Genomic DNA, 19,984 nt, shown 5'->3' on the forward strand with positions numbered 1-19,984 from the left:
CTCCCTCGTGCGGCCCGGTGCGGCTCGTCGCCGTCGACGGGCACGCCGGGTCCGGGAAGTCGACGTTCGCCGGGCTGCTGGCCGACCGGCTCGGCGGCGCCCCGGTGCTGCGCCTCGACGACATCGCCCGCCACGACGAGCTGTTCGACTGGACCGCGCGGCTGCGCGACGAGGTGCTCGCCCCGCTCTCCCGCGGCGCGACCGCGCGCTACGCCCCCTACGACTGGCGCGCCCGCCGCCCCGGACCGCCGCGTCCGCTGCCCGCCGCGCCGGTGGTGGTGGTCGAGGGCGTCGGCGCGGGACGCGCGGCGCTGCGCCCGTACCTGGCGCTGCTGCTGTGGATGGACGTGCCGCGTGCGGAGTCCTGGGCGCGGGGGCGGGCGCGGGACGGCGAGGAGCAGCGGGAGTTCTGGGACGGCTGGGAGCGGGCGGAGCGAGCGCACTTCGCCGGTGATCCCTCACGCCCCTTCGCGCACCTGCTGGTACGGCAGCGACAGCAGGGGTACGAGCTGGTTCCCGGGCCTGCCGGGACGGGTGAGACACCCTGTTCGATCACGTACGGTGACGGGTCGTAGCCGATGTGGTGAACCTGTGAAGAGCGGCTTCGGACAAGTTGCCGCAGTCCCCCAACTCGGCTTGACCGAGGGCCCGTACAGGTCTTACGTTCTCAATGTGCGGCCCTTCGGGAGCCGCCGGCAGACACGAAGCCCCCGGTTGTTCCCCCGTGATCGGGGGCTTCGTTCTGCCCTTTTCACGCTTTCCGGGCGCGCAGCGGCATATGACGATCACCCTCGGTGAGGATCACCTTCCGCGCGCCTCCCACGCGCCCCCTTTCCCTCTCCGTTTCACCTGCTCCGCACCCTGCGGACGCGGCGCCCCCGCAGGTACGATGCCCTCGGTGCGACCGGCGACGAAGCTTCGCGCACCTTGCAACTCCGGTCCGCGGCACAGCGGTTCGGCCACAGGGCGCCGGCGGCCGAGGGGCCGGCCGGCACACCGACGGGGGCACGGTTTGTGGGGGACGTGATGGACTTCGGCGCGCAGGCCCCGGCCGACCTCGCCTGGCTGCGGGGCGTGGACGCGTACACGATGGGCGCCTATCCGCAGGCGGAGGAGGAGTTCCGGACCGCCGTACGGATCGACCCGGGGATGGCCGACGGCTGGCTCGGACTGCACGCGCTGCGCGTCGACACGACGACCGCGCTGCTGCGGATGTTCCGCCACCGCGACCGCTTCGGCGAACAGCGCACGCGGCACGACCGCACCCTCAACTCCTGGTACTGGCTGGGCTGGTGGGTGCAGCCCGTCCTGGAGACCCCGCGCGACCTGCTGCTCGCCCACGCCTCGCACTGGCTGGACGGGCGGCACGTCCCCGAGCTGGACCGCGCGCTCGCCGGACTGCCCCCGGTGGACGCCGACCCGCAGGTGCGCTTCCTGCACGCCTGCCGCGCCTATCTCGTCAAGGACTGGGAGCAGCTGGTCCGGCACACCGACCCGCTCGTCGACGACCCGCTGCTGGGCATCGAGGCGGGCCTGTTCGGCGGCATGGCCCGGGTGCGCCTCGAGATGTACGGGCAGGCGGAGCCGCTGCTGGCGGCGGCGCTGATGCGGTGCCGCAGCGAGCAGCCGCAGCGCAAGGAGCTGCGCTACTGGCTGGCGCGCGCCCGCGAGGGCACGGGCCGCAGTGCCGCCGCGCTCCCGCTGTACCGGGCGGTGCACCGGGTCGATCCGGCCTTCATGGACACCGCCGCCCGGCTCGCGGCGATCGCCGAGGGCGACGGCTACGACGACTCCGCCGACCTGGCCGCGATCACCCTCACCGGCGCGGGGCAGGACACCGTGGACGGCCCCGACACGCTGGACCCGCTCTTCGGGACGGAGGGCCGCGACCTGCGGCTGTCCGACGCGGACCCCGCCCCTCCCCCGATGCCGTCGTTCGCAGGGTCCGGGGTGCGCGAACGGGCCGGCGGCCCGGGCCCGGCGCTGCCGGCGGGGCCCACCGACCCGGCGCTGCTGGAGGAGGCGCTCGCGGAACTGGAGCGCATGGTCGGTCTGGAACCGGTGAAGCGCCAGGTCAAGGCGTTGTCCGCGCAGTTGAACATGGCGCGGCTGCGGGCCGGCCAGGGGCTGCCGGTGCAGCCGCCGAAACGGCACTTCGTCTTCTCCGGCCCCTCCGGCACGGGCAAGACCACGGTCGCCCGCATCCTCGGCCGGGTCTTCTACGCCCTCGGACTGCTCGGCGGCGACCACCTGGTGGAGGCCCAGCGCGCGGACCTGGTCGGCGAGTACCTCGGGCAGACGGCGGTGAAGGCCAACGAGCTGATCGACTCCGCGCTCGGCGGGGTGCTCTTCGTCGACGAGGCCTACTCCCTGTCGAACTCGGGCTACGGCAAGGGCGACGCGTACGGCGACGAGGCGCTCCAGGTGCTGCTGAAGCGCGCGGAGGACAACCGCGACCACCTGGTGGTGATCCTGGCCGGCTACCCGGAGGGCATGGACCGGCTGCTGGCGGCCAACCCCGGGCTGTCGTCCCGTTTCACCACCCGCGTGGACTTCCCCTCGTACCGGCCGCTGGAGCTGACGAGGATCGGCGAGGTGCTGGCCGCGGAGAACGGCGACGTGTGGGACGAGGAGGCCGTGGACGAGCTGCGTTCCATCGCCGGGCACGTGGTGGACCAGGGGTGGATCGACGAGCTGGGCAACGGCCGCTTCCTGCGCACCCTGTACGAGAAGAGCTGCGCCTACCGCGACCTGCGGCTGTCGGCGTACCCGGGGCCGCTGTCCCGGGAGGACCTGGCGACGCTGCGGCTGCCGGACCTGATGCAGGCGTACGGGGAGGTGCTGTCGGGGCGGGGCCCGTCGGACCCGTCGGGGCCGTAGAACCCCGACGGGCGTATCGACGTCAGGCCCCCGGTCAGGTGGCCATCGCCTCCTCCGGCGTCCCGCTCGCCCGCTGCGGGGTGAGCGTGACCTCCCGGTGGGCGGGGTCGCGCACCTCGCCGACGAGCATCTCCAGCACGTCCTCCAGGGCGACCAGGCCCAGCACCTTCCCGGACACGTCCGACACCTGGGCCAGATGGCTGGCCGCGCGGCGCATCACCGTGAGGGCGTCGTCCAGCGGGAGTTCGGGACGCAAGGTCGTCATCGGGCGCCACAGCCGCTGCGGGACGGCCCGGTCGGCGTCCTCCAGGTCCAGGACGTCCTTGACGTGCAGATAGCCCATGAAGGCGCCGCCCTCGGCGGCCACCGGGAAGCGCGAGTACCCGGTGCGGGCGGTCAGCTCCACGATCTGCCCCGGCGTGACCGCCGGGGTGACCGTCACCAGGGTCTCGCGGCGCAGCAGGACGTCCGTCACCGGGCGCGAGCCCAGCTCCAGTGCGTCCTCCAGGCGCTCCGCCTCCTCCGGGTCGAGCAGTCCGGCCTGGCCGGCGTCCTCCACCAGCCGGTTGAGCTGCTCGCTGGTGAAGACGGCCTCCACCTCGTCCTTGGGCTCCACGTGGAAGAGCCGCAGGACGCCCTGGGCGCAGGCGCCGAGGGCGACGGTGACCGGTTTGCACAGGCGGGCGAACCACACCAGTCCCGGGCTGAGCCACAGGGCCGCCTTCCCGGGCGCGGCCATCGCCAGGTTCTTCGGGACCATCTCGCCGATCACGAGGTGGAAGAAGACCACGGCGGCGAGCGCGATGACGTAGCCGAGCGGGTGGATCACCCCGTGCGGCAGGTGCATCCACGCGAACACCGGCTCAAGCAGTTTGGCCACGGTCGGTTCGGCGACCGCGCCCAGGGTGAGCGAGCAGACGGTGATGCCGAACTGGGCTGCCGCCATCATGTGCGGCAGATGCTCCAGGCCGTACAGCACCTGGCGGGCGCGGGCGGTGCCGAGCGGTTCGATCTGGCTGCGGCGGACCGACACCAGGGCGAACTCGGCGCCGACGAAGAAGCCGTTGGCGAGCACGAGCAGTGCGGCGAACAGCAGTTGCAGGACGCTCATCCGGCGGCCTCCGCGAGGGGCGCCCGGGCCGTGCGGACCAGGCGGACGCGTTCCGCGCGGTAGTGGCCGACGCGGCGCACCGACAGCCGCCAGCCCGGCAGTTCCGCGCGGTCCCCCACGGCCGGGATCCGGCCGAGCAGATCGGCGACCAGGCCGGCCACCGTCTCGTAGGGGCCCTCGGGGACCTCCAGTCCTATGCGGCGCAGCAGGTCGACCCGGGCGCCGCCGTCGACGTCCCAGGCCGGGTTGCCGTCCTCCGGCGGGGCCGGGGCGAGTTCGGGCACGTCCTGTCCGTCGTGCTCGTCGCGCACCTCGCCGACGATCTCCTCGACGATGTCCTCGAGGGTCACGACGCCGGCGGTGCCGCCGTACTCGTCGACGACGACCGCGATGGGCTGCTCGCTGCGCAGCCGGGTGAGCAGCGGGCGCACCGGCAGGGTCTCGGGGACCAGCAGCGCCGGGCGGGCGATGCGGGCGACCGGGGTGCGCAGCCGCTCGTGCGCGGGGACCGCGAGGGCGTCCTTGAGGTGGACCATGCCGGCGATCTCGTCGATCCGCTCCCGGTACACGGGGAAGCGGGACAGGCCGGTGGCGCGGGTGAGGTTGACCACGTCCTCCGCGGTCGCGGAGGCCTGGAGGGCGCTGACCCGCACCCGTGGGGTCATGACGTGCTGGGCGGTCAGCTCGCCCAGGGACAGGGTGCGGACGAAGAGGTCCGCCGTGTCCTGTTCGAGGGCGCCCGCGCGGGCCGAGTGCCGGGCCAGGGACACCAGTTCGCCGGGGGTGCGGGCGGAGGCCAGCTCCTCGGCGGGCTCGACGCCCAGGGCCCGCACGAGCCGGTTGGCCACGGCGTTCAGTCCGGCGATGACCGGGCGGAACAGGCGGGCGAAGGCGTGCTGCGGGCCGGCGACGAAGCGCGCGACCTGCATCGGCCGGGACACCGCCCAGTTCTTCGGCACGAGCTCGCCGATCACCATCTGCACGGCGGACGCGAGCAGCATGCCGATCACCACGGACACGCCGGGGACCGCGCCCTCGGGCAGGCCGGCGCCGGTGAGCGGGCCGTCCAGCAGCTGGGCCAGGGCCGGTTCGGCGAGCATGCCGACGACCAGGGAGGTGATGGTGATGCCGAGCTGGGTGCCGGAGAGCTGGAACGACAGTTCACGCAGGGACGCGACGACACGGTGGGCGCGCCGGTCACCGGCCGCCGCGGCCTCCTCGGCGTCCGCCCGCTCGACGGTGACCAGGCCGAACTCGGCGGCCACGAAGAAGCCGTTGGCCAGGATCAGCAGGAACGCGGCTGCGAGAAGCAGCAGGGGGGTGCTCATGATGCCGCCGCCTCCGCATGCGCGCCCACCGGGCGGTGAGCGCTATGTCGGCAGGGGGCGGCGCAGGTACTGCAGGACGATCCGTCCATCGCCGGAGAGGGTCACTCCTCGGATAGCTGGGGCCCCTCGGCGCACCGGGCGGGGCGGCAGGGGCGGAGGCGCTGTCGGCGCGCCTCCGCCCCACAGATTAATCAAGACAGGGGCGACTGCGGCAGGTCCGTTTCCCACGGCGCGACGGTGACGGATGTCTCGCGTCAGTCGCGGGGCGCCTCGGCCTCGGGCGCGGAGTGCGCCTCGGCGAGGGCCCGCAGGGCGCGGGCGTCGGCGACCGCGCGCTGCCGGGCGATGCCGGGCTGGATGCCGAGCGCGGGCAGGCTGGTGCCGTCGCTGAGGTCGAGGAAGACCCAGGGATCACCCGAGCGGAGGTTCACCTGAAGGATCTCCGCCCACTCCAGACGGCGCCGGTGCACGATGTTGACGACCGTGACGCCCGTCTCGTCGGCGACGACCTTCGGCCGGGCCAGCAGGAACAGCACACCGGCCAGCAGCGCGGCGGTGAACACGAAGCTGATGCGCTCCCCCGGGCCGAGACCGCTGAGGAGCAGCCCGATCAGGCTGACGACGACGAACAGCGCGACGCCCGCGGTGAGCAGCACGGCACGGGTGCGGCCGGGCCGGAACGTGACGGGCAGCGCGGGGAGTTCGGTGCCGGACATGGTGGTGGCTCCCCCGTCAGAGACGGCAGGCGTGGATCGCCGTGGTGAGGATGGCGCGCGCCCCGATGTCGTACAGGTCGTCCATGATGCGCTGCGCCTCCTTGGACGGGACCATCGCGCGGACGGCGACCCAGCCCTCGTTGTGCAGCGGCGAGACGGTCGGGGACTCGAGGCCGGGGGTCAGCGCGACGGCCTTCTCCAGCTGCTCGACCCGGCAGTCGTAGTCCATCATCACGTACGTACGGGCGACCAGGACGCCCTGGAGGCGACGCAGGAACTGCCGCACCTTGGGGTCTTCGCCGTCTGTGCCGGTACGGCGGACGACGACGGCCTCGGAGGTCATGATCGGGTCGCCGACGACTTCCAGGCCGGCGTTGCGCAGGGAGGTGCCGGTCTCGACGACGTCCGCGATGACCTGGGCGACGCCGAGCTGGATGGCGGTCTCGACCGCGCCGTCCAGGTGGACGACGGAGGCGTCGATGCCGTGCTCCGCGAGGTACGCGGCGACGATGCCCTCGTAGGACGTGGCGACGGTCTTGCCGGCGAGATCGGCGGGGCTGGTGACCGTGCCGGGCTTCGCGGCGAAGCGGAAGGTGGAGCGGGCGAAGCCGAGCGGCAGGATCTCCTCGGCGTCGGCCCCCGAGTCGATCAGCAGGTCGCGCCCGGTGATGCCGATGTCCAGGCGGCCGGAGGCGACGTAGATCGCGATGTCGCGGGGGCGGAGGTAGAAGAACTCGACCTCGTTGACCGGGTCGACGATCCGCAGCTCCTTGGACTCCCGCCGCTGCTGGTAGCCGGCCTCATGCAGCATCTCCGCCGCAGGTCCTGACAGGGAACCCTTGTTGGGGACGGCGATGCGCAGCATGAGGTCGGCTTCCTTTGCGTGAAGGGGTGGGCGGAGCGGGGGTTTCTACAGGTGGGCGTAGACGTCGTCGAGGGAGATGCCGCGGGCGACCATCATCACCTGGACGTGGTACAGCAGCTGCGAGATCTCCTCGGCGGCCGCCTCCTTGCCCTCGTACTCGGCGGCCATCCAGACCTCGGCGGCCTCCTCGACGACCTTCTTGCCGATGGCATGGACGCCCTTGTCCACCAGCTCGGCGGTGCGGGAGGTGGCGGGGTCCCCGTGGGCGGCCTTGTGCTGGAGCTCGGTGAAGAGCTCCTCGAACGTCTTCTTGGACATGGTGGTCCTTACCCTACGCGGTGACGGGGACTGCTCACCGCCAGGGTTCGGACACCGAGCGCAGGCATGCGGCGGTCGCGACGGCCGCGGTGACCGCCTCGTGGCCCTTGTCCTCGCTGGAACCGGGCAGTCCGGCCCGGTCCAGGGCCTGCTCCTCGTTGTCACAGGTGAGCAGGCCGAAGCCGACGGGGACGCCGGTGTCGACGGACACCTGGGTGAGGCCCTGGGTGACGCCCTGGCACACGTAGTCGAAGTGGGGTGTGCCGCCCCTGATGACGACGCCGAGGGCGACGATCGCGTCGTAGCCCCGGCCGGCCAGGACCTTGGCGACGACGGGCAGTTCCCAGCTGCCGGGGACCCTCAGCAGGGTCGGCTCGTCGATGCCGAGGTCGTGCAGGGCGCGCAGCGCCCCGTCCACCATGCCGTCCATCACCTTCTCGTGCCACTGTGCCGCGACGACGGCGACCCGCAGATCACCCACGTTGCGTACCGTCAGCTCCGGTGCACCCTTGCCGCTCACGTCTCTCCTCGTGGTTCGTGTTACTGGTTGCCGCAGGCGGGCACGGTCGGCGTGTCCAGCCAGGGCAGGTCGTGGCCCATCCGGTCCCGCTTGGTGCGCAGGTAGCGGAGGTTGTGCTCGCTCGCGGTGACGGGCATCGGCTCGCGCCGGACGACGTCGATGCCGTGGCGGGCGAGCGCGTCGGACTTGTCGGGGTTGTTGGTCATCAGGCGGACGCTGCGGACGCCGAGGTCGGCGAGGATCTGCGCGCCGGCCGCGTAGTCGCGGGCGTCGGCGGGCAGGCCGAGCTCCAGGTTGGCGTCGAGGGTGTCGCGGCCGCGCTCCTGGAGTTCGTAGGCGCGCAGCTTGGACATCAGGCCGATGCCGCGCCCTTCGTGGCCGCGCAGGTAGACGACGACGCCCCGGCCCTCGGCCTGGATGCGGTCCAGGGAGGCGTCGAGCTGGGGGCCGCAGTCGCAGCGCTGGGAGCCGAAGACGTCGCCGGTGAGGCACTCGGAGTGCATGCGGACGAGGACGTCCGCGCCGTCGCCGAGGTCGCCGTGCACCAGGGCGACGTGCTCGACGCCGTCGGCGGTGGAGCGGAAGCCGTACGCGGTGAACGTGCCGTGGGCGGTGGGCAGCCGGACCTCGGCCTCGCGGCGGACGGTGGGCTCGCTGCTGCGCCGGTAGGCGATGAGGTCCTCGATCGAGATGATCGACAGGCCGTGCTTGCGGGCGAACGGGACCAGTTCGGGCAGCCGCAGCATGCGGCCGTCCTCGCCGGCGATCTCCACGATGGCTCCGGCCGGGCGCAGTCCGGCGAGGCGGGCCAGGTCGACGGCGGCCTCGGTGTGGCCGTCGCGCTCGAGGACGCCGCCGGGGCGGGCGCGCAGCGGGAAGATGTGGCCGGGGCGGACGAAGTCGTCCGGCTCGGCGGTGCCGCCGGCCAGCAGCCGCAGGGTGGTGGCCCGGTCGGAGGCGGAGATGCCGGTGGTCACGCCGTGCGCGGCGGAGGCGTCGACGGTGACGGTGAACGCGGTGCGCATCGACTCGGTGTTCTGCGCCACCATCTGCGGGATGCTCAGCCGGTCGAGCTCCTCGCCCGTCATGGGGGCGCAGATCATGCCGCGGCACTCGGTCATCATGAAGGCGACGATCTCCTCGGTCACCTTCTCGGCGGCGACGATCAGGTCGCCCTCGTTCTCCCGGTTCTCGTCGTCGACGACCACCACGGGGCGGCCGGCGGCGATGTCGGCGATGGCCTGCTCGACGGGGTCGAGGCGGAGGTCGAGGTCTTCGGTGTCGTAAAGGACAGGTGCCGTGCTCATGCGGGCGCTCCTTCCAGTGCGGGCCGCGCGTCGCGGGAGCGCAGCCACCAGTCGCGCATGCCCCACAGGACGAGCGCGCCGTAGATGACGTAGACGAAGCCGGAGAAGGCGAAGCCGTTGGCGAAGTTCAGCGGGACGCCGACGAGGTCGACGAGCAGCCAGGCGAACCAGAACTCGACCATGCCGCGCGCCTGGGCGTACATCGCGACGACCGTGCCGACGAAGATGTAGGCGTCCGGCCAGGGGTCCCAGGACAGGGACGGGTAGGCGGTGAAGAGTCCGCCGACGGCGAGGGTGCCGAGGGCGGCCCCGGCGAGCAGCGCGCCCCGCTCGCGCCAGGTGGCGAACCGTACGGCGACGGAGCCGTCCTGGGCCTGCCGCCGGCCGCGGTGCCACTGCCGGAAGCCCCAGGCGGCGACGAGCATGACGACGACCTGCTTGCCGGCGCTGCCGGAGAGGTGGGCGGTGGCGAACGCGGTGAACAGGATGAGCCCGGAGAGGAACTGGGCGGGCCAGGTCCACAGGGAGCGGCGCCAGCCGAGGGCGAGGGCGATCAGGCCGATCACGTTGCCGGTCATGTCCGACCACTTGATGTGCTGGTCGAACAGGGTGAAGGCCTCGGAGTTGAGCCAGTTCACCGGGAGGCCTCCTCGCCCGCGACGCGGTCGCCGAGCATCCGCTCGACGTACTTGGCGATGACGTCCACCTCGAGGTTGACCGGGTCCCCGGGCTTCTTGATGCCGAGGGTGGTCAGGGCGAGGGTGGTGGGGATGAGGCTGACGGTGAAGTGGTCGCGCCCGGCGTCGACCACGGTGAGGCTGATGCCGTCGACGGTGATGGAGCCCTTCTCGACGACGTAGCGGCTCAGGTGCGCGGGGAGGGAGATCTTCACGATCTCCCAGTGCTCGGACGGGGTGCGGTCGAGGATCTCGCCGGTGCCGTCGACGTGGCCCTGCACGATGTGGCCGCCGAGGCGGTCGCCCACGGCGGTGGGCCGCTCGAGGTTGACGCGGGAGCCGACGGCGAGGGCGCCGAGGCTGGAGCGGTTCAGGGTCTCCGCCATCACGTCGGCGGTGAACTCGTCGCCCTCGTGCTCGACGACGGTGAGGCACACGCCGTTGACGGCGATGGAGTCGCCGTGTTTCGCGCCCTGGGTGACCACGGGGCCCCGCAGGCGGAAGCGACAGGCGTCGCCGAGGGTCTCGACGGCGGTGACCTCGCCCAGCTCTTCGACGATTCCGGTGAACACTTCCCGGGTCCTCCTGCCTCTTCGGGCACGGACTCCGGGGCTGTCGATGACGACAGGAACACGGGCGAGGACACCGGGGGCGACGCCGGACGGAGCTCGCCCGAAGGACGAACCGGTACGACGGCGCGCATGGATGCCCGCCCGCCGCGCACTGCCTCCCATCCGGACTTTAACCGTCGGTCCAGGAATTTCACCTGGTCAACCGGTCGCTGGAGGCGACCGGGTCGCGGACTGTAACCGCCGGTTCGGACTTTCACCGACCCCGGAGTGCGCTGCTACTGGTACAGCCCCAGTCTGCCACGGCCGGGACTCGGCCACGCGGGTGAGTCGTGTGGAGTGAGTCACAGCGCGCTACGTGGAGGCAACCGAGGGTCGCGCGATGCACAACTGCCGCGATTGTGCGCCCCCTTGGCGCCCCCTCCCGCATCCGGTGAGTGATCCACACCTATTGACCCAAGTGGTCTAGTCCTTTTAGTGTCCGAGCCACTCCCTGACCGGCCCGGCGGCGGTGACGACGGCCCTTGCCCGCCGCCGGGCCTCACCACGCGCGCGGATGCGCCCGGCGCCCGGCCCGTCGTAGCTTGATCCCGTACGGCGCCACGCACGACTCTCCCCCCAGGGCGCCGGTGTCCGAAGGGACGTGAGACAGCATGACCGCGATCCTGGTGACCGGCGGTACCGGCACCCTCGGCCGGCCCGTCGTCGAGCGGCTGCGGACGGCCGGCCACGAGGTACGGGTCCTCAGCCGCCGCACCCCGCCCTACGCCGTCGACCTCCGCGAGGGCGGCAGCGGGCTGGACCGGGCCCTGGAGGGCGCGGGCACCGTCGTCCACTGCGCCACCTCGGCGCGCGGCGGCGACGAACAGGCCGCGCGCCATCTGATCACCGCGGCGCGACGGGCCGGGGTGGAGCACCTCGTCCACATCTCGATCGTCGGCGTGGACCGCGTGCCGTACCCCTACTACCGCACCAAGCTGGCGGTGGAACGGCAGATCGAGGACTCCGGCATCGGCTGGACGGTGCTGCGCGCCACGCAGTTCCACGACCTGCTGTACCGGCTGTTCCAGGGCATGTCGAAGTCGCCGGTGATGCCGCTGCCCGCCCGGGTGAAGGACCAGCCGGTGGAGGTCACGGAGGTCGCGGCCCGCCTGGCCGAGCTGGCCCAGGGCGCACCCGCGGGACGCGCCGACGACATGGGCGGCCCCGAGGTGCGGACCTTCGACTCCCTGGCCCGCGCGTACCTCGCGGCGGCCGGCCGCCGCCGCGCGGTGGTGAAGATCCCGCTGCGCGGAGCGGCGTACGAGGCCTTCCGCGCCGGCGGCCACCTGGCCCCGGACCACGCGGTCGGCACCGGCACGTTCGAGGACTACCTGACGAAGCGGTTGGCCGTGACGGGGGCGCGCCGGTAGGCGGCGACCACCCGCGGGCATCGCGCCCGAGCCCCCGTCCCACCCCGGACCGGGGTGCCCCTCGAGCCCGCCCCCGCCGCAACCCCTCAGTGCCCCGGCACCCCGAAAAGCTCGTCCTGGGCGTGGTCACGGGCCGTCAGGAGGGCGCCTCGGAGGACCGCTCCTCCGCCCAGGGTGCTGGGGCGTACCTCGACGGGGAGCGGGGACATCGTGGTCAGGCGGTGCTGGACGCGGGCCGCCAGTTCCGTGCCGCCCGCCTGGCCGAGCTCGCCGCCCAGGACCACGCACCCGGGGTCGAGCAGCGCGACCACGGAGGCGACGCCCACGGCGACCCGGTCGGCCAGGGTGTCGAGGAACCGGGCGTGCGCCGCGCTCCCCGGCGCGGAGACGGCCGCCCGTACCGCGCCCGCCGCCTCCGGGTCGGCCCCGGGTTCCGGCGCGATGCCCTGGTCGGCGGCGAGCCGCGCGACCGCCGCCGCGCCGGCCAGGGAGTGGAAGCCGCCGGTGCAGTCGGTCGCGGACGGCAGCCCCCGGGTGCCCGGGACGGGCAGGAAGCCGATCTCGCCGGTGCCGCCGGAGGCTCCCCGGCGCAGGGCGCCGTCGAGGATCACGGCGGCGCCGGTGCCGTGGCCCAGCCACAGCAGCACGAAGGTGTCCCGGTCACGGGCTGCCCCGTCGCGCTGCTCGGCGAGCGCGGCGAGGTTGGTCTCGTTCTCCACGCTGACCCGGGCCTCGGGCAGCCGTTCCTGGAGCACGGCGACCAGACGCCGGTGCCACTCCGGCAGGCCGGTGGAGTCGCGGAGTTCGCCGGTCGCGGGGTCGATCAGGCCGGGCGCGCCGATGCCCACCGTGTGCAGCCGGTCGGCGCCCGCCTCCTTGGCCGTCCGCTCGACCAGGGCGACGGCCTGCTCGACGGCGGGGCCGGTGCCGGTGTCGTCGGCGATGGGCAGGGAGGCCTCGGCCAGCACCCCGCCGACGAGGTCGGACACGACGAGCGCGACGCCCTCGGTGCGCACGTCCAGGGCGGCGAGGTGGGCGCGGCCCGCGACGATGCCGTAGAGCTTGGCGTTGGGGCCCCGCCGCTGGGCGCGGGCCTCGCCTGCGACCTCGATCAGCCCGGCGGCGGTGAGGCGTTCGACGAGGTCGGCGACGGTGGGCCGGGAGAGTCCGGTGAGCTCTTTCAGCTGCCCCGCGGTCAGCGGGCCCTCCTGCTGGAGCAGGCGCAGGGCGAGCCGGTCGTTGATGGCTCGGGCGGTGCTCGGGGATGCGGCCATGCCGGGATCCTTCCAGATCGGCGGGCCCGGCCGGCGGGTGCCGTGCCCCGGATGCCCCGTTTCTTTCAGGCAGGGTTCCTGATAGTTTACGCCAGCGCACACGCCAGAGGTGGAACGCACACGACACAGGCGCAACGCGTACGACGGTGGATCAGGGAGGGGCGGGTCGATGAGTGCAGTGGTTCACACGCCATGCGAGGTGAGGCGGGCGCGGTACGCCGTGGGCGCGGTGTTCGCCGTGCACGGCGCGGTCACCGGTTCGTTCGCGACCCGGGTCCCCTGGATCCAGGACCACGCGGGGGTCAGCGCCGGGCAGTTGGGCCTGGCGCTGGCCTTCCCCGCGCTGGGCGCGTCGCTGGCGATGCCGCTCGCGGGCAGCATCTCGCACCGCTTCGGCGCCCGTACCGCGCTGCGCGGCCTGCTCGCCCTGTGGACGCTCGCGCTGGTGCTGCCGGCCCTCGCCCCGAACCTGCTCACCCTGTGTCTGGCCCTGTTCGTCTACGGCGCCACGGCGGGCATGTCGGACGTGGCGATGAACGCCCTCGGGGTCGAGGTGGAGAACCGGCTCGACCGGTCGATCATGTCGGGCCTGCACGGCATGTGGAGCGTCGGCGCGGTCGTCGGCTCGGCGGCCGGCACGCTCGCCGCGCACCTGGGCTCGGACGCCCGGCTGCACCACACGCTGGCGGCCGCCGTGCTGACGGTCGTGGGCTTCGCGGCCTGCGCCTGGGTGCTCGACCTCCAGCCGGCCGAGGACGAGGAGCCGCCGCCCCGGTTCGCGCTGCCGCCCCGCTCGGCGCTGCTCATCGGCGCGATCGGCTTCTGCGCGGTGTTCGCCGAGGGGGCGAGCCTGGACTGGTCGGCGGTCTATCTGCGCGACCAGCTGGAGACCTCCGCGGGCCTCGCGGCCGCCTGCACCACCGGCTTCACCCTCACCATGGCGGTCGCCCGGATCGCCGGCGACCGGGTGGTGGACCGCTACGGCGCGGTACGCACGGTCCGCGCGAGCGGTGCGGTCGCCCTGCTCGGCGGCCTCCTGATCGTGTTCGCCGGCCACCCCGCCGTCGCGATGACCGGCTTCGCGCTGATGGGCCTCGGCATCGCGGTGGTCGTCCCGCTCTGCTTCGCCGCCGCCGGCCGCAGCGGCTCCAACCCGAGCCTGGCCATCGCGGGCGTGGCGACCATCACCTACACCTCGGGGCTGATCGCCCCGAGCGCCATCGGCATGCTGGCACAGGCGACCAGCCTGATGGTGTCGTTCGTACTGGTGACGCTGCTGACGTGCGGCATCGCGGGCTTCGCCGGGGTGCTGCGCGCGGGCGACCGGGTGAAGGTCACGCGTCCGGACGCAGCAGTTCCCGAGCCGCGTTCCTGAACCCCTCGCTCCAGGGCGCCGGGCGCAGGGTGGTGGCGTCCAGCCGCACCAGCACCCGGCTGCCCCGGGCGTAGGTCACCGCGCCGTCCGCCGAGCAGAACCGGAAGCCGTAGGTGAGCCCGGTGGTGCCGAGCCGGTCCAGCCACAGGTGGACGGCGTAGGGGCCGGGCCGGGTCACCGGGGCCTCGTAGGTCAGGCGCAGTTCCTTGACCGCGTTGCAGGCGTCGCCGGCGGCCACCCAGTCGCCGTCGAAGGCGACGCCGTGGGCCTGCCACAGCTCGGACCAGGCGCGCTCGACGAGCAGCGGGTAGCGGGCGTTGTGCAGCAGCCCCAGCGCGTCGAGGTCGTCGAAGTGGACGGTCACGGGGATCAGACGGCCGTGGGCGAGGGCGGGCGCGGGCGGGGCTTCGGCGGTCACGGGCGGTGCTCCTGGAACGTACGGGTCGGTGCCGTGTGCATCGATCAACGGCGTGCCCTCATCCTAAGCGGACGCTCAGCAGCCCCCGGGGGCCCGCCCACCTGTGCGAACCACTCCCCGGCGGGCCGCACAATGGTCCGGACACGCTGGCCGCACGACGAAAGCGACAACCCATGGATCTCGGCGTCCGCTGGAAACTGCACGGAGACGGACGCACTCCGGCACCCGGGGCGGTGGTCCGCCCCGACGAGCGCCTCTCCTGGCCGCGCACCGCTGGCCTGGGCGCCCAGCACGTGGTCGCCATGTTCGGCGCGTCCTTCGTGGCTCCCGTCCTCATGGGTCTCGACCCCAACCTGGCGATCATGATGTCGGGCGTCGCGACCGTCGTCTTCCTGCTGGCCACCCGCGGCCGGGTGCCCAGCTACCTGGGCTGCTCGCTCTCCTTCGTCGGCGTCGCCGCGGTGATCCGGGCGGACGGCGGCTCCAGCGCCACGGTGACGGGCGCGGTGTTCGTGGTGGGCGGCGCGCTGTTCCTGGTGGGCCTCGCGGTCCGGCGCTTCGGCGCGCGGATCATCCACGCGGCGATGCCGCCCGTGGTGACCGGCGCGGTGGTGATGCTGATCGGCTTCAACCTCGCCCCGGTGACCGCCTCGACGTACTGGCCGCAGGACCAGTGGACCGCGCTGGCCGTGATGCTGTTCACCGGACTGGCCGTGGTCTGCCTGCGCGGCTTCTGGTCCCGCATCGCGATCTTCCTCGGCCTGATCTTCGGGTACGTGCTGTCCTGGGCGCAGGACCGGATCTTCGGGCAGATCCACTCCGCCGACGCGAGCGGCAAGGTCACCGACCACTGGCGCCTGGACCTGTCCGCCGTGGGCCGGGCCGACTGGATCGGCCTGCCCGACTTCCACGGGCCGTCCTTCGAATGGTCGGCGATCCTGGTCGCCCTGCCGGTGGTCATCGCGCTGATCGCCGAGAACGCGGGCCATGTGAAGGCCGTCGGCGAGATGACCGGCGACAACCTCGACGACAAGCTCGGCACGGCCATCTCCGCCGACGGCATCGGCTCCATGCTGTCCACCGCGGTCGGCGGCCCGCCCAACACCACCTACTCCGAGAACATCGGCGTGATGGCCGCGACCCGCGTCTACTCCACCGCCGCCTACTGGGCCGCCGCCGGCTTCGCCCTGCTGTTCGGCCTGTGCCCCAAGTTCGGCGCGGTCGTCGCGGCCGTCCCCGGCGGTGTGCTGGGCGGCATCACCGTCATCCTGTACGGCATGATCGGCCTGCTCGGCGCGCAGATCTGGCTCAACGCCAAGGTCGACCTGCGCAATCCGCTGAACCTGGTGCCGGCCGCGGCGGGCATCATCATCGGCGTCGGCAACGTGTCCATGGAGTTCACCGACACCTTCTCGCTCAGCGGCATCGCCCTCGGCACGGTCGTCGTCATCACCGGCTACCACGCGCTGCGCGCCTTCGCGCCCGCCCACCTGAAGACGCAGCAGCCGCTGCTCGACGAGGGCACGTCCTCCTACGACACGGGCGAGGATCAGCGCGCCAGGTCGTAGGCGTACGACGGGCTGAAGGTCCCCGGCGCGCCCTTGCAGCCGTCGGACTCACCGGGGAGCTTCACCCACAGGTAGGCGTCGATGCGGGCCTCGCCGGTGGTGAGCGTCGGGGCCCGGCCCAGCGCGCGGCCCTCCGGGTCGCACCACTCGCCGTCGGCGGGGGCGCCGTTGCCGTTGCGGCTGGTGTCGATCACCGCGCCGAGGCCCGTCCCGCCGAGGGCGTCGAGCACGGCACGGTCGTAGGCGATCTCGTCGGCGGTGGCGTGGAAGTTGGACACGTTGCTGAAGACGCCGTCCGACGAGTCGGACGAGGCGGCCCCCGCCTGCCGCAGCAGGTCCGCCTGCTTGGCGGGCGTGTGCCAGCCGGAGTGCCCGGCGTCGTAGTAGACGCGGGCGCGGGGATTGGCCTCCTTGAGCACCCGCCCGGCGCGGGCCAGCGAGGCGAACCGCCGCTCCCGCTGCCCGGCGGACAGACAGTCGGCCTGCGCGACCGAGTCGGGCTCCAGGATCACCACGACCTCCCCGCCGCCGAGCCCGGCGGCGAACCGGTCGATCCAGTCGTCGTAGGCGCCCAGGTCCGGCGCACCGCCCTCGGAGTGGCCGCCGCAGTCCCGCCCGGGGATCGCGTACGGCACGACGACGGGCACCCGCCCCTGCGCGGCCCCGCCGGACGTCACGGCCCTCACCCGCGCGGTGACGGTGTCCGGCGACCAGTCCGCGAACCAGACGGCCGCCGGCTGGTCGGCGATCCGCGACTCGATGACCGCCCGGCGCGGATCGTCGGGGTGCGCCCGCACCCAGTCGAGCACCCGGGACGCGGGATGCCGGTAGAGCCGCGCGGACGGAACAGCACGGCGCTCCTTCCGCGCACCGGTCGAGGCGGAAGGCGACCGCTTCGGCTCGACGGACGGCGAGGCGGACTTCGTGACGGAAGGAGACGCCGAGGGAACGGCGGGCAGCGGCACGAGACGGGGCGACGCGGACGCCACGGGCCGGGCCTCCGGGGCGTCCCGCCCCTGTCCGGCCGCCGAGATCACCCCGGACACGCTGCCGGCCACCACCACGACCGAGGCCGCAGCGACCATCGTGGTCCTCCGCGCGGCACGCCGCCGCTCCGCACGGCGCGCGGACAGTCTCCGGGCACGCGAGCCTGCCACCTTGTGCTTCCCCCTCCCCCACGGCGGGCGCGTTCCCCCGTTCCGGGGAAGCGCCGGGCCCGCCGCCACTGAAGTCAGACTAAAGGTGTCACCCTGCGCTCATGGCGCAATGCGAACAAGTCCTCACCCCGGTCGACGGGGTCGTCGCCCGTATGCGCGCCCTCGACGCGGCCCTGCCCGCGCGGGACGGGGTCGCGGTCTTCAACCGTGTCTACCTCGCCGTGACACGGGCGGTGGACCGGCGCATCGACGCCGGTCTGTTCCCCGACACCCGTGCGGTGATCACCCTGGACGTACGGTTCGCCGACCGCTACCTGGCCGCCGTCGACGCGGCGGCCAAGGGCCGGCGTCCCCCCGCCTGCTGGCGTCCACTGTTCCACTTCCGCCGCCATCCCGGGGTACGTCCGGTGCAGTTCGCGCTGGCCGGCATCAACGCGCACATCGGGCACGACCTCGCGCTGGCCGTCGTGGACACCTGCCGTACGCTCGACTGCGAACCCGTCGACCTGGAGGACGAGTTCGAGGCCGTGGGCGAGATCCTCCTGTCGCTGGAGGAACGCATCCGCGACGAGCTGGTACCCGGCCCCGACGTGCTGAGCATCGCCGACCCGCTGACCCATCTGCTCGGCGCGTGGAGCCTGGACCGCGCCCGGGACGCGGCCTGGACGGCGGCGCGCGCCCTGTGGGCGCTGCGCCGACTGCCCGACGTGGCGGCGGAGTTCACCGAACGGCTGGACACCGCGGTGGGGTTCGCGGGCCGCATGCTGCTCACCCCGCTGCCCGGCTGACCTCAGTCCTCCGGGAGTTCCACGGGCGCGATCTCGTCGTACAGGTCGCCGGGACCCGGGTTGGACGGGTCGGTGGCGCCGCCGAGCTGATGCATCACGCCCCACACCGCGTTGAGTGCGGTCTGCACGGCGCCCTCGGCCCAGCCCGCCGTCCACGAGATGTCGTCGCCGGCGAGGAACAGGCCCCGCTTGTCCTCCGGCAGCCGGTCCTGCATGAAGTGCGTGAACAGCCGCCGCTGGTAGCGGTAGTGCCCCGGCAGGTTCGCCTTGAACGCGCCCATGAAGTAAGGCTCGTTCTCCCAGGAAACGGTCACCGGGCTGCCGATGACGTGCTTCCGGATGTCGACCTTCGGGTAGATCTCGCCGAGCGACTTCAGCATGACCTCCATCCGCTCGTTGGCGGACAGCGGCAGCCACTTCAGACTGTCGTCGCACCAGGTGTACGACAGGCAGATGACCGCGGGCTGGTCGGGACCGTTGTCCAGCAGATAGGTGCCGCGGGTCATGCGGTCGGTGAGCGTCATCGACATGACGTCCCGCCCGGTGTCTTCGTCCTTGTCGAGCCAGAACGGCCGATCGACAGGCACGAACAACTTGCTGGACTCCATGTAGTGGGTGCGCTCGATGGCGGTCCAGTGATCGATCGGGAAGAGCGAGTCGTCACAGTCGATCTTCGACAGCAGCATCCAGGACTGCGCGGTGAAGACGGCGGCCCGATACGTACGGATGTCACCGCGGGCATCGGTCACGGTGATCCCGTTCCCGGCGGTCCGCCCCAGCCGCGTGACGGCGGGCCGCGGCTCCCCGTCCACGTGCAGCGACTTCAGCGACGTTCCGTACGGCCAGTGGACGATCTTCTCGGGCTCCCGCTCCCACAACCTGAGCGGCAACTGCTGCGACCCGCCGACGATCCCCCGGTGGTGATCGTCGGCCTCGGTGTAGACGACCCGCAGAATCTCCAAAATGGAATTCGGGAAATCGGTGTCCCACCCCCCGGTCCCGAACCCGACCTGCCCGAAGATCTCCCGGTGCCGGAACGACTTGAACGCCTCGGACTCGCACAGGAACCCGTAGAAGGTCTGGTTGTCGAGCTTCTCCACCAGCCGCGACCAGATCTCCCGGATCCGCGGCACGTCCCGCTCGCGCAGGGCCCGGTTCATGTCGGAGAAGTCGGCCCCCTCCTCCAGACACCGCGCCCAGGCATCGGCCACATCGCGGTAGACCTGCGGCAGATCGGCCATCGTCTCCGCGTAGTGCGACTCGCCCTTCAGATCCACGACGGTCGAAGGGGTCGCCTCGGCCAGCGGGTTGGGGAAGGGCCGGGTCTCCAGCCCCACGAGATCGATGTAGTGCTGCAACGCCGTCGAGGACGGCGGAAACCGCATGGCGCCCATCTCCGCCGTCAGCGACGGATCACACCCCTCGAACCCGACGGTCCGCAGCCGCCCGCCGATCCGGTCGGCCTCGTACACGACCGGCTTGAGCCCCATCTTCATCAGCTCGTAGGCGGCGACGATCCCGGACAGCCCACCGCCGATGACGGCGACCTCGGTGCCGTGCTCGGTGGCGGGCACCTGCCCGATCCCGGCGGGGTGGGCCAGGAAGTCGTCGTACGCGTACGGGAAGTCAGGGCCGAACATGGTGATCGGCGGCTGCTGCTCGTCGGCGTGCTCGACGGCGTTGGGCACCGTGGACGTCATG

The 19,984-nt window shown here is 72.8% G+C and carries 19 protein-coding genes and 1 riboswitch; of the genes, 6 read left to right on the top strand and 13 right to left on the bottom strand.

Annotated elements, in window-relative coordinates; all coding sequences use genetic code 11:
- Window positions 1–17 precede the first annotated feature (17 nt).
- Window positions 18–575: a hypothetical protein gene (locus ACFOSY_RS25700; RefSeq protein WP_394311015.1), complete on the top strand. Its 558-nt coding sequence runs from the start codon at window positions 18–20 to the stop codon at window positions 573–575.
- Window positions 576–1,026: 451 nt separating this feature from the next.
- Complete coding sequence (locus ACFOSY_RS25705; RefSeq protein ID WP_394311017.1) at window positions 1,027–2,880, top strand: AAA family ATPase; 1,854 nt, start codon at window positions 1,027–1,029, stop codon at window positions 2,878–2,880.
- A gap of 34 nt (window positions 2,881–2,914) precedes the next feature.
- Here ACFOSY_RS25705 and ACFOSY_RS25710 read toward each other — a convergent pair whose 3' ends face one another.
- The 9 genes from ACFOSY_RS25710 to ACFOSY_RS25750 all read right to left on the bottom strand — a co-directional run bounded on the left by ACFOSY_RS25710 (window position 2,915) and on the right by ACFOSY_RS25750 (window position 10,294).
- Window positions 2,915–3,991 (bottom strand): hemolysin family protein, encoded by a 1,077-nt coding sequence (locus tag ACFOSY_RS25710; protein WP_394311019.1) that lies wholly within the window; start codon window positions 3,989–3,991, stop codon window positions 2,915–2,917.
- Complete coding sequence (locus tag ACFOSY_RS25715; protein WP_394311021.1) at window positions 3,988–5,319, bottom strand: hemolysin family protein; 1,332 nt, start codon at window positions 5,317–5,319, stop codon at window positions 3,988–3,990. The genes ACFOSY_RS25710 and ACFOSY_RS25715 overlap by 4 nt, the downstream gene beginning before the upstream one ends.
- Before the next feature lie 254 nt (window positions 5,320–5,573).
- Window positions 5,574–6,035 (bottom strand): PH domain-containing protein, encoded by a 462-nt coding sequence (locus tag ACFOSY_RS25720; RefSeq protein WP_394311023.1) that lies wholly within the window; start codon window positions 6,033–6,035, stop codon window positions 5,574–5,576.
- 16 nt (window positions 6,036–6,051) lie between these two features.
- Entirely contained in the window at window positions 6,052–6,900 is an 849-nt protein-coding gene (hisG, locus tag ACFOSY_RS25725; protein WP_394311025.1) for an ATP phosphoribosyltransferase, read from the bottom strand.
- Window positions 6,901–6,945: 45 nt separating this feature from the next.
- Complete coding sequence (locus tag ACFOSY_RS25730) at window positions 6,946–7,218, bottom strand: phosphoribosyl-ATP diphosphatase (protein ID WP_004990764.1); 273 nt, start codon at window positions 7,216–7,218, stop codon at window positions 6,946–6,948.
- Between the two features lie 34 nt (window positions 7,219–7,252).
- Window positions 7,253–7,738, bottom strand: coding sequence for a 6,7-dimethyl-8-ribityllumazine synthase (gene ribH, locus ACFOSY_RS25735; protein ID WP_394311028.1), 486 nt, complete (start codon window positions 7,736–7,738; stop codon window positions 7,253–7,255).
- Between the two features lie 20 nt (window positions 7,739–7,758).
- Window positions 7,759–9,045: a bifunctional 3,4-dihydroxy-2-butanone-4-phosphate synthase/GTP cyclohydrolase II gene (locus ACFOSY_RS25740; RefSeq protein ID WP_394311030.1), complete on the bottom strand. Its 1,287-nt coding sequence runs from the start codon at window positions 9,043–9,045 to the stop codon at window positions 7,759–7,761.
- The gene (locus ACFOSY_RS25745; protein ID WP_394311033.1) at window positions 9,042–9,683 is read right to left on the bottom strand and encodes a nicotinamide mononucleotide transporter family protein; all 642 of its coding nucleotides are present in this window, start codon (window positions 9,681–9,683) and stop codon (window positions 9,042–9,044) included. Before ACFOSY_RS25745 ends, ACFOSY_RS25740 begins: the two co-directional genes overlap by 4 nt.
- Window positions 9,680–10,294 (bottom strand): riboflavin synthase, encoded by a 615-nt coding sequence (locus ACFOSY_RS25750; protein ID WP_369155021.1) that lies wholly within the window; start codon window positions 10,292–10,294, stop codon window positions 9,680–9,682. Before ACFOSY_RS25750 ends, ACFOSY_RS25745 begins: the two co-directional genes overlap by 4 nt.
- A 144-nt stretch (window positions 10,295–10,438) precedes the next feature.
- Window positions 10,439–10,569: riboswitch (FMN riboswitch) on the bottom strand.
- A gap of 375 nt (window positions 10,570–10,944) precedes the next feature.
- Here ACFOSY_RS25750 and ACFOSY_RS25755 point away from each other — a divergent pair.
- Complete coding sequence (locus ACFOSY_RS25755; RefSeq protein ID WP_394311036.1) at window positions 10,945–11,703, top strand: SDR family oxidoreductase; 759 nt, start codon at window positions 10,945–10,947, stop codon at window positions 11,701–11,703.
- 86 nt (window positions 11,704–11,789) lie between these two features.
- Here ACFOSY_RS25755 and ACFOSY_RS25760 read toward each other — a convergent pair whose 3' ends face one another.
- Window positions 11,790–12,977: an ROK family transcriptional regulator gene (locus ACFOSY_RS25760; RefSeq protein ID WP_394311038.1), complete on the bottom strand. Its 1,188-nt coding sequence runs from the start codon at window positions 12,975–12,977 to the stop codon at window positions 11,790–11,792.
- Between the two features lie 169 nt (window positions 12,978–13,146).
- Here ACFOSY_RS25760 and ACFOSY_RS25765 point away from each other — a divergent pair, with 169 nt between their 5' ends.
- Window positions 13,147–14,352, top strand: coding sequence for an MFS transporter (locus ACFOSY_RS25765; RefSeq protein ID WP_394311041.1), 1,206 nt, complete (start codon window positions 13,147–13,149; stop codon window positions 14,350–14,352).
- On the opposite strand, the gene ACFOSY_RS25770 is transcribed toward ACFOSY_RS25765, so the two are convergent.
- Window positions 14,312–14,770: an acyl-CoA thioesterase gene (locus ACFOSY_RS25770; RefSeq protein WP_394311043.1), complete on the bottom strand. Its 459-nt coding sequence runs from the start codon at window positions 14,768–14,770 to the stop codon at window positions 14,312–14,314. The two genes, ACFOSY_RS25765 and ACFOSY_RS25770, sit on opposite strands and share 41 nt — an antisense overlap.
- Before the next feature lie 173 nt (window positions 14,771–14,943).
- On the opposite strand from ACFOSY_RS25770, the gene ACFOSY_RS25775 reads away from it, so the two are divergent.
- Window positions 14,944–16,338: a uracil-xanthine permease family protein gene (locus ACFOSY_RS25775; RefSeq protein ID WP_006136638.1), complete on the top strand. Its 1,395-nt coding sequence runs from the start codon at window positions 14,944–14,946 to the stop codon at window positions 16,336–16,338.
- On the opposite strand, the gene ACFOSY_RS25780 is transcribed toward ACFOSY_RS25775, so the two are convergent.
- Complete coding sequence (locus tag ACFOSY_RS25780; RefSeq protein ID WP_394311046.1) at window positions 16,320–17,423, bottom strand: glycoside hydrolase family 6 protein; 1,104 nt, start codon at window positions 17,421–17,423, stop codon at window positions 16,320–16,322. The genes ACFOSY_RS25775 and ACFOSY_RS25780 overlap by 19 nt on opposite strands.
- Window positions 17,424–17,596: 173 nt before the next feature.
- Here ACFOSY_RS25780 and ACFOSY_RS25785 point away from each other — a divergent pair, with 173 nt between their 5' ends.
- Window positions 17,597–18,283: a DUF5995 family protein gene (locus tag ACFOSY_RS25785; protein ID WP_394311049.1), complete on the top strand. Its 687-nt coding sequence runs from the start codon at window positions 17,597–17,599 to the stop codon at window positions 18,281–18,283.
- 2 nt (window positions 18,284–18,285) lie between these two features.
- Here the strand turns inward: ACFOSY_RS25785 and ACFOSY_RS25790 are convergent, their stop codons facing one another.
- Window positions 18,286–19,983, bottom strand: a complete 1,698-nt coding sequence (locus ACFOSY_RS25790) for a flavin monoamine oxidase family protein (protein WP_394311051.1) — start codon at window positions 19,981–19,983, stop codon at window positions 18,286–18,288.
- Window position 19,984: the final 1 nt, after the last annotated feature.

Origin of the sequence: Streptomyces lusitanus (assembly GCF_042647945.1) — a bacterium.
Classification (GTDB): domain Bacteria; phylum Actinomycetota; class Actinomycetes; order Streptomycetales; family Streptomycetaceae; genus Streptomyces; species Streptomyces pseudogriseolus.

Bases quoted from the DNA above. Each gene is read 5' to 3' on its own strand.
- ACFOSY_RS25705 (WP_394311017.1), top strand. From the start codon at position 1,027: ATGGACTTCGGCGCGCAGGCCCCGGCCGACCTCGCCTGGCTGCGGGGC.
- ACFOSY_RS25710 (WP_394311019.1), bottom strand. From the start codon at position 3,991: ATGAGCGTCCTGCAACTGCTGTTCGCCGCACTGCTCGTGCTCGCCAAC.
- ACFOSY_RS25715 (WP_394311021.1), bottom strand. From the start codon at position 5,319: ATGAGCACCCCCCTGCTGCTTCTCGCAGCCGCGTTCCTGCTGATCCTG.
- ACFOSY_RS25720 (WP_394311023.1), bottom strand. From the start codon at position 6,035: ATGTCCGGCACCGAACTCCCCGCGCTGCCCGTCACGTTCCGGCCCGGC.
- hisG (WP_394311025.1), bottom strand. From the start codon at position 6,900: ATGCTGCGCATCGCCGTCCCCAACAAGGGTTCCCTGTCAGGACCTGCG.
- ACFOSY_RS25730 (WP_004990764.1), bottom strand. From the start codon at position 7,218: ATGTCCAAGAAGACGTTCGAGGAGCTCTTCACCGAGCTCCAGCACAAG.
- ACFOSY_RS25740 (WP_394311030.1), bottom strand. From the start codon at position 9,045: ATGAGCACGGCACCTGTCCTTTACGACACCGAAGACCTCGACCTCCGC.
- ACFOSY_RS25755 (WP_394311036.1), top strand. From the start codon at position 10,945: ATGACCGCGATCCTGGTGACCGGCGGTACCGGCACCCTCGGCCGGCCC.
- ACFOSY_RS25760 (WP_394311038.1), bottom strand. From the start codon at position 12,977: ATGGCCGCATCCCCGAGCACCGCCCGAGCCATCAACGACCGGCTCGCC.
- ACFOSY_RS25765 (WP_394311041.1), top strand. From the start codon at position 13,147: ATGAGTGCAGTGGTTCACACGCCATGCGAGGTGAGGCGGGCGCGGTAC.
- ACFOSY_RS25775 (WP_006136638.1), top strand. From the start codon at position 14,944: ATGGATCTCGGCGTCCGCTGGAAACTGCACGGAGACGGACGCACTCCG.
- ACFOSY_RS25780 (WP_394311046.1), bottom strand. From the start codon at position 17,423: ATGGTCGCTGCGGCCTCGGTCGTGGTGGTGGCCGGCAGCGTGTCCGGG.
- ACFOSY_RS25785 (WP_394311049.1), top strand. From the start codon at position 17,597: ATGGCGCAATGCGAACAAGTCCTCACCCCGGTCGACGGGGTCGTCGCC.
- ACFOSY_RS25790 (WP_394311051.1), bottom strand. From the start codon at position 19,983: ATGACGTCCACGGTGCCCAACGCCGTCGAGCACGCCGACGAGCAGCAG.